This is a genomic window from Pseudoalteromonas aurantia, assembly GCF_005886875.1.
Lineage (GTDB): Bacteria > Pseudomonadota > Gammaproteobacteria > Enterobacterales > Alteromonadaceae > Pseudoalteromonas > Pseudoalteromonas aurantia_A.
The window spans coordinates 67,841-81,594 of record NZ_PNBY01000074.1 but is presented as its reverse complement, the minus strand read 5'-3'; the positions used below and the strand labels follow the sequence as shown (position 1 = coordinate 81,594).

The following is a 13,754-nucleotide window of genomic DNA, read 5'->3' as shown; positions in this document are numbered from 1 at the left end:
ATGAGTCGCAAAGCTGTTTTTTTAGATAGAGACGGTGTGATCAATGTGGATCATGCTTATGTTCACAAGATTGAAGACTTTCAATTTATTGAAGGCGTATTCGAAGCATGTCAGTACTTTTGTGAGCAAGGGTATTTAATTGTGATAGTCACAAATCAATCTGGTATTGGTCGAGGGTACTATACGGAACAACAATTTCATCAGTTAAGTACTTGGATGTGTCAGGAGTTTAAGCGCCACGATGTTGTTATTAGCCAAGTTTATTTTTGCCCTCACCACCCTAAACAAGCGCTGCCTGAGTATTTAACTGACTGCACATGTAGAAAGCCACAGCCAGGTATGCTCAATCAAGCAATCGCAGAATTTGATATTGATGTGGCTCAGAGTGTGATGGTGGGTGATAAAATATCGGATATTCAAGCCGCACGAGCTGCTGGCGTTAACACGGCAATACTGGTTGAGTCTGGTCAGATATTTGATAGAAAAACGATGGAACTCGCTGATTTTGTATGTTCATCACTAAAGAATGTACCCAGTATTATGTCTTCTACCTCATAAACATATACTTTGGGCTGTGGTGGCCAATAATCACAATTCGTGCAATTACGGCCTGAAACTTTTACAATACAATTCTATTTGATATCACTCACAACTCAGTCACGACGACCAAGTTGTAAGAATGTGAGTGACCCGTGCAACCAATGGAGACTCTAAATGAGAGCATCGGCCTTTTATAGCCAGTTAGAGCAGCAACTTGAAGAAGTTAAAGCTGAAGGTTTATACAAAAATGAGCGAGTGATCACGTCATCTCAGCAAGCTGAAATAGCCGTATCTTCGGGCAGTTCAGTTATTAATTTTTGTGCAAATAACTACTTGGGTTTAGCAAACAGCCCAAGCTTGATTGAAGCGGCGAAACAAGGCCTTGATGCCCATGGTTTTGGTGTGGCGTCTGTGCGTTTTATTTGTGGTACGCAAGATATTCATAAAACGTTGGAAGCGAAAATAAGTGAGTTCTTGCAAACAGAAGACACAATTTTATATTCTTCTTGTTTTGATGCAAACACCGGACTGTTTGAAACGATATTAGGGCCTGATGATGCGATTATTTCTGATGCGTTAAATCATGCTTCTATCATTGACGGTGTGCGTTTATGTAAGGCAAAACGTTTCCGCTATGCAAACAATGATATGGCTGCATTAGAAGAGCAACTTATTGCCGCTACACAAGCGGGTGCTAAAACTAAGTTGATCGCAACTGATGGCGTATTCTCAATGGATGGCGTGATTTGTAATTTAGAAGCAGTATGTGATTTGGCTGATAAATACGATGCATTGGTCATGGTTGATGATTCTCATGCGGTTGGCTTTGTCGGTGCAAATGGTCGCGGAACACCCGAGTATTGTGGTGTATTAGATCGAGTCGACATTATCACGGGCACATTGGGTAAAGCCCTTGGCGGTGCATCAGGTGGCTATACGTCAGGTAAAAAAGAAGTGATTGATTGGTTACGTCAACGTTCTCGTCCGTATTTATTCTCAAATTCACTGGCACCGTCTATTGTAACAGCTTCAATTGCAGTGCTTGAGATGCTTAAAGATGGAAAAGCGTTACGTGACACGCTGTGGAGCAATGCGGCGTATTTCCGTGAGCAAATGGAAGCGGCTGGCTTTACCTGTGCGGGTAAGGATCATGCCATTATTCCAGTGATGCTAGGGGATGCGAAAGTAGCAGCAGCAATGGCAGACAAACTACTTAGCGAAGGCATTTACGTAACGGGTTTCTCATTCCCAGTTGTCCCTAAGGGTCAAGCACGTATTCGAACTCAGATTTCTGCTGCGCATACCAAAGCGCAATTAGACACAGCGATTAATGCGTTTATCCGCATTGGTAAAGAATTAGAAATAATTTAAATAAATAGAGGAAGCAGCTGCTTCCTTTTTTACGAGCGAAAAGTATGAAAGCGTTATCTAAGTTAAAAGCAGAACCTGGGATCTGGATGACCGATGCTCCGAAACCGGAGATGGGACACAATGATTTATTGATCAAAATTCGTAAAACGGCGATATGTGGAACTGATGTACATATTTATAAGTGGGATGAGTGGGCGCAAAACACCATTCCAACGCCGATGGTAGTTGGTCATGAATATGTGGGTGAAGTTGTTGAGATGGGTCAAGAGGTCAGAGGTTTCAACATTGGTGACCGCGTATCTGGTGAAGGTCATATAACCTGTGGACACTGTCGTAACTGCCGTGCTGGTCGTGTACATTTGTGTCGTAATACCACAGGCGTTGGTGTTAACAGAGAAGGCTCTTTTGCTGAATATCTGGTGATCCCTGCATTTAACGCATTTAAAATTCCTGACAATATTTCTGATGAATTAGCGTCAATTTTTGACCCCTTTGGTAATGCAGTACATACGGCTTTGTCGTTTGATTTAGTCGGCGAAGACGTATTGATCACAGGTGCTGGCCCTATCGGTATTATGGCAGCAGCCGTTGCTAAGCATGTTGGTGCACGCCATGTTGTTATTACTGATGTTAATGAATATCGTCTTGAATTAGCAAGAAAAATGGGTGCGACACGCGCTGTAAATGTCTCTTCAGAAAAACTTGAAGATGTTATGTCAGAGCTTGGGATGACAGAAGGGTTCGATATTGGTTTAGAAATGTCAGGTGTACCTGTTGCTTTTAATAGCATGCTAAACAATATGAATCATGGTGGTAAAATTGCCATGCTTGGGATCCCTCCATCGGATATGGCAGTAGATTGGAATCAAGTTATTTTTAAAGGCTTGGTTATTAAAGGTATTTATGGCCGAGAGATGTTTGAAACATGGTATAAAATGGCCAGTCTTATCCAATCAGGGCTAGATCTAAACCCGATTATCACGCATCAATTTCATATTGATGAGTTTCAGACGGGCTTTGACACGATGATTTCTGGTCAGTCAGGGAAAGTTATTTTAAACTGGACTTAATATAGATCGTAACTATTAGCAATAGACGACTCAGGTCGTCTTTTTTAATTTTGAGAGAAGTAAATTTATGCCATGTAAACATATTTCAGTTGCCCAAACTCACGAAATGCTTGAGCGAGATGATGTCGTTATTGCAGACATCCGAGACCCAAATAGCTATGAAGGTGGCCACATCCCAGGTTCTGAGCATTTATCGAATGGCAATATTGGTCACTTCATGCAAGAAAAAGAATTTGAGCAGCCAATTATTGTTGTATGTTATCACGGAGTAAGTTCGCAAGGCGCTGCAAATTACCTGATAGAGCAAGGTTTTGAAGAGGTATATAGTATGGATGGTGGCTTCACACAATGGGCTGCTGAACTACCGAGTGTTATAGCTAAATGATTTTAATTGGTACCTCAGATAACCCACGTGCCGTGCAAGGAGCTGCTGATTATTTTAAGCGCCAAGGCGTCAATGCTGTATTGAAAAGCATGGATGGTTGGCATGTCGAAGTATGGGTACCAGAGTCAGAAGAACACAGTGCGATACCGCTTTGGAATGAGTTTGTTGATAATCCACATGATGAAAAGTATTTAACTGCTTCATGGCACACCGGGAACACAGAAACACAGTTTTTGTATAAAGGCGGCTCACTGAACTTAGCGAAACGATTTAATGAGTTACATTACTTCTTAAAGACCATTTTTGTGATCGCGCTTGTTATTTTTTCCTGTTTATATATTGTTGAAGGAAAAGCGGTTTATGCACTTTTACAGTTCGATCCACGCTCCCCATTAACATGGGTATCACCCGCTTTAATGCATTTCAGCGCATTGCATCTTATTTTTAACTTAGCTTGGTGGTTACACTTGGGAAATAAAATCATTAAGCGGGTTGGTGCTAAACAACTTATTTTGATATTTGTAATAAGTAGTTTAGTCAGTAACTGGGCACAATATTTGTTTGTCGACCCAAGGTTTGGTGGGTTGAGTGGAGTAGTTTACGCATTGCTGGGGTACGCCTGGGTGTATAGTGCGCAGCATAATCATCAGGAAGCATTAATTGAAAAGCCCGTAGTTGGCTTTATGCTTATATGGATGATATTTGGTTTTACAGATGTATTTTTTATTAGTATGGCAAATTGGGCGCATTTATTTGGTTTGCTGACCGGCATGCTATTAGCTTTACTATCTAAGCTAAAACGCGCTTAATACTAGTTTAGTGATAAAGGTATTTAGTAAAGAGCACTTCTCTGACAATTTCTTGCCCAGTTTCTTCATTGAGCAAGCCTTTTAGCTTTTCGGCACAGCGCATACGAATTTCTTCACGACCCGTTAGCGACTTAATTGTCTCTTCGGGTTCTTTACTGAGTATTTGCACTATTGCATCTCGTAAAAGCGGTGTGTGATGCTCGACAATTGCAATGTTTGATACATCATTGAGCATCAAGTCGACCGTTACCCTGACGTAGCCTAATTTTTTATTTGATTGACCGATATAGTTAGTAATTATATCGGGTTCAAAACCAAAGTATCCGACTGTGGACTCAGCTTTAACATTTACACTGCTAATTAGTAGTACGAGCGCCAAAGTTAAATAAGCATGCATCTTCATTATTATTTAAAGTCCTTGAGGTTTGCTCAATCAATTTGTGATGTGTAAGTGTATACTTATTTGAAAGAAATTTACAGATAACCTGCAAATTTTGAACTATAAATTCAAGCTGCTTTGTGGCTACAGTGCTCGATGGTATGATATCGCCCGTCGTATATAAGGGCTATATTTATTGTGTTTGAACATCCATTTTCTATTGATTTTTGTTGGCAAAGTACTGACAAATTAGACTGTCCATCGACGGAAATTGCAATGTTGCTTTTTGAACAAGGGTCTTTAACCTCTTTGTTAAAGGCTCGATGTAAGCATTTTCGTGTCAAGCTGTTATCAGAAAGATGGCTTACAGCAAGTTCAGGCCATAATAAGGTCTTTGATAACCAAAGTCATCGTGTATTGTGCCGCGAAGTTTTGCTTTATTGTGACGATGTTGCCACCGTCTATGCGCAAAGTTGGATCACTGAAGCTGCTTATTGGGACGAAGTTGGCGAGCTAGGAGAAACGCCGCTAGGCGAGGTGCTGTTTAGTGATGAGAGTTGGGGCCGTTCTGAGCTCGAAGTTAGTAATTTTAATGGCCAGAATACACCTATTTCATGCTTTACGTTAGAGAACGCACAAGCCTCGCAATCTTTTTACGCAAGGCGCAGAATATTTACCAAAGGTCAGTCACAGATAATGGTATGTGAAGTATTTTTATTTGGAGAAAAAGATGCAATTAAATGCACTTAGAGTAAGTAATTTATCTGAATATAGCCAGCTAATGAGGTTAGATAAACCTATCGGTACATTGTTGCTACTGTGGCCTACTTTATGTGCTTTGTGGATTGCAAGTCGTGGAGTGCCGCCATTAGAGTTAATAGTGGTATTTAGTTTAGGCGTCTTTATTATGCGTAGTGCTGGCTGTGTTATTAATGATTACGCAGATAGGAAGGTTGATGGCGCTGTACAGCGCACATCACAAAGGCCTCTTGCACGTAAAGCAGTCAAGCCTGGTGAAGCGTTAACACTCTTTGCTAGTTTGATCAGTGTCGCATTTTTACTCGTCATTCAGTTGAATTTTAATACTGTTTTACTATCGTTACTCGCGCTTGCACTGGCTGCTTGTTACCCTTTTATGAAACGTTTCACGCATTTACCTCAAGTAGTCCTCGGTGCAGCCTATAGTTGTTCAATTCCTATGGCATTTATGGCTACCAATGACACAGTGCCAATGTTAGCTTGGCTATTATTTGTAGCAAATTTACTCTGGACTGTCGCTTACGATACTATGTACGCCATGGTTGATAGAGAAGATGACTTAAAAATTGGGGTGAAGTCTACGGCGATATTGTTTGGTCAATTTGATAGGCATTGGGTTGCCTTATTGAATATGCTATTCATTGGAATAATGTTATTTGTTGGATATGTATTACAGTTAGGTACTGCTTACTGGGCAGGAGTGTGCTGTGCCGTTGTACTGCTTGTTAATCAACAAAAAAATATTACTAATCGTGATAGAGCTGCATGCTTTAAGGCATTTTTGAACAATAACTATGTTGGGATGGTTATTTTTCTGGGACTAGTTACCTCAATGGCGCTTTAGTGTTCAGTACGTGATGGGCTTGTCATTTAACGGAGTAGGTTGAGTTACTCAAGCACAGTGAAGGTATTGCAATTGTGCTTAAAGTAACTTGTTTGATAAAGTGTAATTTGTCAATGAACACAATAAAAGGTGGTAGTTCTACTTTTATTGTGTTCATAGGTAAATTTTATTGAGTAGCACAGGATTGGGCTTGTGCTGTTTGCTCAATCAATTCTAGTAAATGCTTTATATGACTATCGCTATTCACATGATGATTTGTTTGCACTACTAATTGCTCGTGATCAACATCTTTATTTGTTTTCAAAAGAACTAAATTAGGGTCTTGTGCAATCGTTTTTGAATGCTCAATGCTGGCAATAGCAAAGTGGTTTGAGTTTTTAAGTCCGTCAATCACTTGATCAATATTGCCAATTTTCATACTGGTTGATTTATTAAGCCCTTCAACAGCCTCGTTAAGCATAGTCTGAACTTGTTTTAGTTGCGAAAAGCAGCCATACATAGGAAAATCAGACAACTCTGAGCGCCTTAAACTGTCTTTGCTTGCAAGCGGGTGATGCTTTGATACGAATAAAATAAGCTGATCTGGTAAATGTATATCGCTCATCACATTACTTGCGCTTTGCAGATAGACACTAATATCAATTTCACCGAGTTGTAGCTTCCTTGTTAGCTCATTTTCGTCTTGTAATTGCATCTCTACTTTTACATTCGGATAGTCAGCTAAAAATTTGCCACATGACATAGGCACTATGGCACTCGCTTTACTTGTATAACCAATCACTAACTTGTGTTGGTCTCTACCAAACAAGCTTTGCTTAATCGTTTTTTTCGTGAGTTCTAGCTCAGAAAGCGTTGCTTTACAGTAGTTAAGAAACAACTCTCCTTGCTCAGTTAACTTTACTGAGCGGGTCGAGCGCTTAACTAATTCACACCCAATTTCATCTTCCAATGTTTGGATGCTGCGTGTCAGTGCCGAAGTACTGATTTTTGTTTGTTCAGCTGCTTGTCTAAAATGACGCAGACTACCTAGCGCAACAAACTGTTCTAGTTGTTCAAATCTCATTCGAAATTCCTTTTAATTTCATCAATACACAGAATTTGTGTGATTTTCCCTAATACTAATACAGCTACAGGAAAATTTAAAGTGAAATTTTTACATTTTGCTTACAAAGTTCAATCAGGATAACGGTCTCTTATCGCAATAAACTGGTCAATATTTTGCATAAATAAGTCTACAAGCTTAGGATCAAACTGTTTCGCTTTTTCAGATTGTATCAATGTTAATACCTTTTCTAAAGGCCATGCCTTTTTGTAACATCGGTCACTACCTAAGGCATCAAATACATCTGCTAGCGCGGTGATCCTTCCAACAATGTTAATATTTTCTCCCATTAATCCTTGCGGATAACCACTACCATCCCATTTTTCGTGATGCTGATGCGCAATTGTAGCACCACATTGTAAAATTTCATTGGTAGAGCTTTGTAAAATTTCATGTCCGATTTGAGCATGAGTTTGCATAATTTGCCACTCATCTGCGGTGAGTTTCGCTGGTTTGTTCAATATATTGTCAGGAATGCTTATTTTTCCTATGTCATGTAAAGGAGAAGCTAACTTAATGATTTCTGACTGATAATCACTTAACCCATATAATTGAGCAAGTAACATACTATAGTGAGCAACTCGTCTTACGTGCGAACCGGTTTCTTTTGAGCGCTTTTCTACGGCTTCACCCAGGATGTACGATAGCTCTTTCTGTGATTCTTTTACGGTTTCTCTAAGCTTTAAATTATCATAGGCGAGTGCAATGTTGTTCGAAAAAAATTCTAACAACTGATGGTCAGTATGTTGCAATGCTGATTCCTTACTGACATACAGCATGGTCTCTCCGCCGCATCGAGAAGGGAAATAGCCAATATACTCATGGTGTGTTTTACAGGAGGTTTTACTGTTGTGAGATTCAATAAAAAGGTTTTTAACACTGTTGGGGATGACATCAGAGTTAGGTTCAATACCTTCTCCAGAAGCTGCGAGTAACTTAAATTTAGTTGCCGCATCTTTTTGGTTATTAATTGCGGCTGCGCAGTAAATATCATTGTCTTTGAGGCCTAACACATCGGCTACATGTGATAAAATGGTAGAGGCAAAATCTCGAACACTATCACATTGTAAAAAAGAGGATGAGGCGTTAATTATTCGCTCTAAGCCTAGCTTATGTCGCTCAATGGTTTGTATATCTCGATGGGAACGCAATGCAGAGTAGAGCAATGTTTTGAGCTTAACAGCTGTAAGTTCTGTCTTATTTTTATAATCATTAATATCATAATCACGTATCACAGATTCTTCAGGCGCTTCGCCGGGCTGGCCTGTTCTTAGAATGAGTCTGATATCATGATTGGCGATGTCATTCCTAATATATTTAATTAAATCAAGTCCAGCATGATTGCTTTCCATTACAACATCAATGAGCCCAACGGAAATCTCATCTTCGCTTTGCAATATTTCCATAGCTTGTTTTGCTGAGTAAGCATGATGAAAGCGCAATGTTTTCTCTTCGAATTTAAAATTAGAGAGAACTAACTTGGTTACTTGATGAATATCTTCTTCATCATCAACAACTAGAATATCCCAAAAATCAGCGTGTTGTTCTTGGGTATTCGGTTCGTCTAGCGCTTCATTAGAAAAAAGAAAACTATTCACTTGTGGGCCTTTTTCAGACTACTCTCACGTTAAGTATAGTCATGAAAAGAGGCTGTGCTTAATTACAATGAGGGCTTTTTTTCGATATTTTGCAATTCTATTTCGATTGCATCACAAGAAATGTGAATTTCATATAAAGAAATAATCAGTGAAAGCGCTAAGCAACACAGGCTTGCTCCAAATAAAATAATGCCAGTTAATGCCACATCTATGAATAATGCAAACATAGAGAGAGTACATAATAAAAATGAAATAACGCCCCAAACTTGCATAAAGCGGATGAGCTTTATGCGCTTTCTGAGGTTATCGATTTGTGCTCTAACGAGGGGCCTTAAGGTATTGCCTTCGCGGGCATTTAATTCACGAATTAATTGTGCGAGCACTAAAAACCGATTCGTGTATGCTAAAAGTAATAATGAGATTGCAGGAAAAAGCAAGCCAGGTGTTGTGAGTGTCATAATTAATGCCTCTAACAGAGCGTTTTGCAATAGGTAAGTTAAGTATGACAGAAAATAACTTTAAATGGCGATGTGCTTTCACTACAGATAATTTGATGGAGGCACATATTGTGCAGGGGCTTTTTGCACAAGCAAAAATTCAGTCACGTATCAAGGGTAGTGCATTGCAAGGCGCCATTGGTGAAATACCAACCGAGCAGGCAAAATTAAGTCTCTATGTCTATGAGATAAAGCTACGCGATGCACAGCAAATATTGTTAAACTACGCACAATCGCAGCTACATGAAGATTGGCACTGCATACAGTGCCGTGAAATAAATGGCCCAGCATTTCAATATTGCTGGCAATGTGGGAAACAACATGAGTAAAGCAAATAACTTCCAACGTATCCGAGATTTAAATTATCTACAAAAGGCGGTATTGGCCGCTGCGGTCATTGAGCGTATGTTACCGAATTACGATTTATTTAGTGATGCAACCGGGTTTGGTGACATGGCAACGATGAAAAGTACGTTGAATGTCTGTTGGGAAATTATTGTTTTCCCTAAGAGTAAAATTAATTTAGAAAAGCAAGTTGATAAGGTTGAGGCAAATGTACCTGAACTATCACTATTCGATATGTTCGGCACATACCCAGCCATTGATACGGCCACTGCCTTATTGGGTCTGCTGCATGGTTTAATGGCCAAAGATGAACAGGAATTTATTGATATTGCGAAAATATCTCAAGCCACAGTCGCTCGATATGTTGAGTTTGTGCTGGAGAATGAAGAGATCGAACCAGACAATAGCCTTGTGCGAGAGCATGAAATAATGCAATACGAAATAGAGGTATTAGCAGGGCTGATTGATTTTGTGGAGCAAATGGGCCGGATCACCAGTGAGAGTGTAAAAGAACTTAAGCAACATGCGACTGCTGATGGGCAAACTAATATTGGTATAACAATTTAGCGTTGCAGTTTTACTTGCTGAGCAAAAGCAGCTCAAGGTAAAATTGATATTTTGAAATAAGGTGGGAGAAGTACATTGCGAATTTTAGGTATTGAATCATCATGTGATGAGACTGGAATTGCTATTTATGACGATGAACAAGGCTTGCTTGCACATCAGTTATACAGTCAAGTCAAAGTACATGCTGATTATGGTGGTGTTGTACCTGAGCTTGCTTCTCGTGATCATGTTAGAAAAACGATCCCCCTAATTGAAGCTGCATTTAAACAAGCTGGATGTGGTCCAGAGTCGTTGGATGGTGTGGCTTATACGGCAGGACCAGGTTTAGTGGGCGCATTGTTAGTGGGCACATCTATCGGGCGTTCAATGGCATTTGGTTGGGGGATCCCCGCTGTGGCAGTGCATCATATGGAAGGGCACTTACTAGCGCCGATGCTAGAAGAAGAGCAACCAGAATTTCCGTTTGTGGCATTGCTTGTATCGGGTGGTCACACCATGATGGTTAAAGTGACCGGTATTGGCGAGTATGAAGTGCTAGGTGAATCGGTTGACGATGCCGCGGGAGAGGCTTTTGATAAAACGGCTAAGTTACTAGGGCTTGATTACCCTGGTGGTCCGCGTTTAGCGAAGCTAGCTGAGCAAGGTATTGCAAAGAAGTTTATATTTCCGAGACCAATGACTGATAAACCTGGGCTTGATTTTAGTTTTAGTGGCTTAAAAACGGCTGCTGCTAATACCATTCGCTCTGAAGGCGATGACTTACAAACCAAAGCTGATATAGCCCATGCTTTTCAAACTGCGGTAATAGATACACTCGCAATAAAATGCAAAAGGGCGTTGAAGCAAACTGGTATAAAAAGTTTAGTTATTGCAGGAGGTGTGAGCGCAAATGTGGAGCTACGAGGCAAGCTGGAGCGAGTCATGCAAGGCATGCAGGGGAAAGTTTATTATCCGCGTACAGAGTTTTGTACTGACAATGGCGCAATGATTGCCTTCGCGGGAATGCAGCGTTTAAAAGCGAAACAATTCGCACCGTTAGATATGAAGACTCAACCACGTTGGCCACTTGATAGCTTAAAGCCGCTTTAATTTTTTTTCTTACCGACTTTAGGCTCTTGACCTTTTAAGAGCCTTGCAATGTTGGCTCTATGCCGCATGATGATCAAGATGGTTAAAAAACTCACCGGAATGGTGTATATCGGTTTTATCAACCATGTGTATAGCGGTGCAGCGGTTACCGTAATGATCGCCGCTAAAGAGGCATAACGCGTCAGCCAAAGTACACATAACCATGTAGCAATGAGCATCCCACCCAAAGACAGGCCGATAGGTAGCAATGCGCCAAATGCAGTAGCAACGGCTTTACCACCATTAAAGTGGAAGAAAATGGGGTAAATGTGACCTAAACAGGCAGCCACAGCCACGGCGCCTAACCAAACAGGTTCAATTTCTAAAAAGTAAGCACCCCATACAGGAATAGTTCCTTTTAAAATATCAAAAATAAGTACTAATGCCGCAGGTAACTTTCCTCCAAGCCTGAGTACATTTGTTGCCCCTGGATTATTCGACCCTGCAAAGCGAGGATCGGCTAAACCAAATACCTGACAAACGAGTACAGCTGACGAAATTGAGCCAATTAAGTACGCACAAATACAGATTAAACTAACTAACACACGTTTCCTTATTTTGTCTTACTAAGTTTTGGGCTATGATCGAACGTTGTTGTAGGTTGGTTTCAAGCATTAAAACAACCTTAATTTGAGTTACGTCATCGCTGGAGTATGAATGGATAAGGTCTATATCTCACAACTACACGTCGAAACCATAATAGGAGTTTACGACTTTGAGAAGGAAAGTAAACAAAGCTTGTACTTTGATATTGAGATGTTGACCGATATTTCGGCTGCTGCTCAATCAGATGATATTAGCTTGGCAGTGGATTATGCCAAAGTGAGTGAACGTGTCATTGCGCATACAATCAGTAAACCAGTAGAGTTATTAGAAACGTTAGTTGAGCAACTCGCGGCGATTATTTTAGCTGAATTTAATGTAGTCCAAGTGTCTATTTGCGTCAGTAAACCGGCAGCGGTGCCTGCAGCTAAAACTGTTGGTGTGGAAATTACACGGAAAAAGAAATAACAATGGCGCAGATTTATATTAGTTTGGGCTCTAACGTCAATAAAGAACATAACTTAGCCGTGGGCTTAAATACACTTTTAACGTATTTTCCTAATAGTATTCATTCGAGTGTTTATGAAAGTGAGGCGGTTGGTTTTGCTGGGAGTAATTTTTATAACTCCGTGCTCGGTGCGCACACAGATATGGCACTAGATGACGTTTGTCTACTTTTAAAGCGTATTGAGTTAGAGAATGGTAGAACACAGCAAGATAAAAAGTTCAGCCCTCGTACACTAGATTTAGATTTATTATTTTATGATGATGTCGTGTGCGACAGCCCCGCACAATTGCCTCGAGATGAAGTCGTTAAAAATGCGTTTGTTTTGTTGCCTTTGCAAGAAATTGCCGCTGATTTTTATCACCCTACCGAGCAGAAAACAATACAAGAAATCTATCGGGGTTATCACAACCCACAACAAAAATTATGGAAAGTGGAGTTTGAGTCGCAATGAGTCTGATTGAAATTATTGTATTGGCTTTGGTTCAGGGATTAACCGAGTTTTTACCTATATCTAGTTCTGCACATTTAATTTTGCCATCGCAATTATTGGGTTGGCATGATCAAGGTACAGCATTTGATGTTGCTGTTCATGTGGGAACACTTATCGCCGTTATCATTTATTTTCGTAAAGAAGTCGGTGAAATATTAAATGCGTGGTATAAGTCATTTGGTCAGCAAGGTCAAACAGAAGATAGCCAACTTGGCTGGTGGATTTTATTAGCGACTATTCCTTCGTTGATCATCGGCTATTTCTGCAAAGATTTTGTAGAGGTGTATTCTCGTAACGCTTACATTATTGCCACGACTACCATCGTCTTTGGTTTGTTACTGTGGTACGCAGACGTCAAAGCTAAGCAGATAAAAACGCTTTACCAGTTAAACTGGGTCAGCGCATTATTAATAGGCTTATCGCAAGTTGTCGCAATGTTGTTCCCTGGTACATCACGATCAGGGATCACTATGACTGTGGGGCTATTGATGGGCCTAAACAAACAAAGTGCGGCACGGTTTTCTTTTTTAATGTCAATCCCAGTCATTGCAGCGGCAGGCTCTTACTATATTTTTAAGTTAGCATCTTCAGATGAAATCATAGATTGGAGCGCCATACTACTGGGTTCTGTATTGTCTTTTGTTTCTGCGTATTTTTGTATTCACTTTTTCCTAAAGGTAATAGAGCGAATGGGCATGATGCCATTTGTTGTTTATAGATTATTATTGGGGTTGGGCTTATTTGCATTCCTGCTGTTATAGCGACGCTAAGCAGGTCGAGTTATTTGAGTGAAAAAAGCGCATTAAGCGCTTTTTTTAT

18 protein-coding genes are annotated in these 13,754 nt (G+C 40.2%); 13 read left to right on the top strand and 5 right to left on the bottom strand.

The genetic code is table 11. The features are described 5' to 3' along the window. From gmhB to glpG, 5 genes are all read left to right on the top strand, one after another. Nucleotides 1-558: a D-glycero-beta-D-manno-heptose 1,7-bisphosphate 7-phosphatase gene (gene gmhB / locus CWC18_RS15475; protein ID WP_171041127.1), complete on the top strand. Its 558-nt coding sequence runs from the start codon at nt 1-3 to the stop codon at nt 556-558. 156 nt (nt 559-714) lie between these two features. Continuing rightward, nucleotides 715-1,911, top strand: a complete 1,197-nt coding sequence (locus tag CWC18_RS15470) for a glycine C-acetyltransferase (RefSeq protein WP_138592531.1) — start codon at nt 715-717, stop codon at nt 1,909-1,911. Between the two features lie 44 nt (nt 1,912-1,955). Beyond that, nucleotides 1,956-2,981: an L-threonine 3-dehydrogenase gene (gene tdh, locus CWC18_RS15465; RefSeq protein WP_119862228.1), complete on the top strand. Its 1,026-nt coding sequence runs from the start codon at nt 1,956-1,958 to the stop codon at nt 2,979-2,981. A 67-nt stretch (nt 2,982-3,048) separates the two neighbouring features. After that, entirely contained in the window at nt 3,049-3,366 is a 318-nt protein-coding gene (glpE, locus tag CWC18_RS15460; RefSeq protein WP_138675625.1) for a thiosulfate sulfurtransferase GlpE, read from the top strand. After that, nucleotides 3,363-4,175: a rhomboid family intramembrane serine protease GlpG gene (glpG, locus tag CWC18_RS15455; protein ID WP_138675624.1), complete on the top strand. Its 813-nt coding sequence runs from the start codon at nt 3,363-3,365 to the stop codon at nt 4,173-4,175. Before glpE ends, glpG begins: the two co-directional genes overlap by 4 nt. A 7-nt stretch (nt 4,176-4,182) precedes the next feature. Here the strand turns inward: glpG and CWC18_RS15450 are convergent, their stop codons facing one another. After that, entirely contained in the window at nt 4,183-4,578 is a 396-nt protein-coding gene (locus CWC18_RS15450; protein ID WP_138592534.1) for a flagellar basal body-associated protein FliL, read from the bottom strand. Nucleotides 4,579-4,752: 174 nt separating this feature from the next. Here CWC18_RS15450 and CWC18_RS15445 point away from each other — a divergent pair, with 174 nt between their 5' ends. Then, complete coding sequence (locus CWC18_RS15445; RefSeq protein ID WP_171041126.1) at nt 4,753-5,304, top strand: chorismate--pyruvate lyase family protein; 552 nt, start codon at nt 4,753-4,755, stop codon at nt 5,302-5,304. Then, a complete protein-coding gene (ubiA, locus tag CWC18_RS15440; RefSeq protein WP_138675622.1) occupies nt 5,285-6,157 on the top strand; it encodes a 4-hydroxybenzoate octaprenyltransferase in 873 nt (290 codons plus the stop codon). Before CWC18_RS15445 ends, ubiA begins: the two co-directional genes overlap by 20 nt. A 166-nt stretch (nt 6,158-6,323) precedes the next feature. Here the strand turns inward: ubiA and CWC18_RS15435 are convergent, their stop codons facing one another. From CWC18_RS15435 to CWC18_RS15425, 3 genes are all read right to left on the bottom strand, one after another. After that, nucleotides 6,324-7,220: a LysR family transcriptional regulator gene (locus CWC18_RS15435; protein ID WP_138675621.1), complete on the bottom strand. Its 897-nt coding sequence runs from the start codon at nt 7,218-7,220 to the stop codon at nt 6,324-6,326. A gap of 110 nt (nt 7,221-7,330) precedes the next feature. Further along, nucleotides 7,331-8,857, bottom strand: a complete 1,527-nt coding sequence (locus CWC18_RS15430) for a DUF3369 domain-containing protein (protein ID WP_138592538.1) — start codon at nt 8,855-8,857, stop codon at nt 7,331-7,333. 62 nt (nt 8,858-8,919) lie between these two features. After that, a complete protein-coding gene (locus CWC18_RS15425; RefSeq protein ID WP_138592539.1) occupies nt 8,920-9,315 on the bottom strand; it encodes a DUF2721 domain-containing protein in 396 nt (131 codons plus the stop codon). Between the two features lie 44 nt (nt 9,316-9,359). Between CWC18_RS15425 and CWC18_RS15420 the strand changes: the two genes are divergently transcribed. The 3 genes from CWC18_RS15420 (at nt 9,360) to tsaD (ending at nt 11,355) form a co-directional block, all read left to right on the top strand. Next, complete coding sequence (locus tag CWC18_RS15420; RefSeq protein WP_138592540.1) at nt 9,360-9,683, top strand: DUF2007 domain-containing protein; 324 nt, start codon at nt 9,360-9,362, stop codon at nt 9,681-9,683. Continuing rightward, entirely contained in the window at nt 9,676-10,266 is a 591-nt protein-coding gene (locus CWC18_RS15415; protein ID WP_138675620.1) for a YjaG family protein, read from the top strand. The genes CWC18_RS15420 and CWC18_RS15415 overlap by 8 nt, the downstream gene beginning before the upstream one ends. A gap of 75 nt (nt 10,267-10,341) precedes the next feature. Continuing rightward, nucleotides 10,342-11,355 carry a tRNA (adenosine(37)-N6)-threonylcarbamoyltransferase complex transferase subunit TsaD gene (gene tsaD / locus CWC18_RS15410; protein WP_138592542.1) on the top strand — a complete coding sequence of 338 codons (1,014 nt, stop codon included), beginning with the start codon at nt 10,342-10,344 and terminating at the stop codon, nt 11,353-11,355. Here the strand turns inward: tsaD and plsY are convergent. Then, nucleotides 11,352-11,939, bottom strand: coding sequence for a glycerol-3-phosphate 1-O-acyltransferase PlsY (plsY, locus tag CWC18_RS15405; RefSeq protein ID WP_138592543.1), 588 nt, complete (start codon nt 11,937-11,939; stop codon nt 11,352-11,354). The two genes, tsaD and plsY, sit on opposite strands and share 4 nt — an antisense overlap. A 112-nt stretch (nt 11,940-12,051) precedes the next feature. On the opposite strand from plsY, the gene folB reads away from it, so the two are divergent. Genes folB through CWC18_RS15390 form a run of 3 tightly spaced genes read left to right on the top strand, consistent with a single transcriptional unit; the run spans nt 12,052 to nt 13,696 of the window. After that, complete coding sequence (gene folB / locus CWC18_RS15400; protein ID WP_119862239.1) at nt 12,052-12,405, top strand: dihydroneopterin aldolase; 354 nt, start codon at nt 12,052-12,054, stop codon at nt 12,403-12,405. A 2-nt stretch (nt 12,406-12,407) separates the two neighbouring features. Beyond that, a complete protein-coding gene (gene folK, locus CWC18_RS15395) occupies nt 12,408-12,896 on the top strand; it encodes a 2-amino-4-hydroxy-6-hydroxymethyldihydropteridine diphosphokinase (protein WP_138592544.1) in 489 nt (162 codons plus the stop codon). Then, on the top strand, nt 12,893-13,696 hold the full coding sequence (locus CWC18_RS15390; protein ID WP_138675619.1) for an undecaprenyl-diphosphate phosphatase: 804 nt from the start codon (nt 12,893-12,895) through the stop codon (nt 13,694-13,696). The genes folK and CWC18_RS15390 overlap by 4 nt, the downstream gene beginning before the upstream one ends. Nucleotides 13,697-13,754 lie beyond the last annotated feature (58 nt).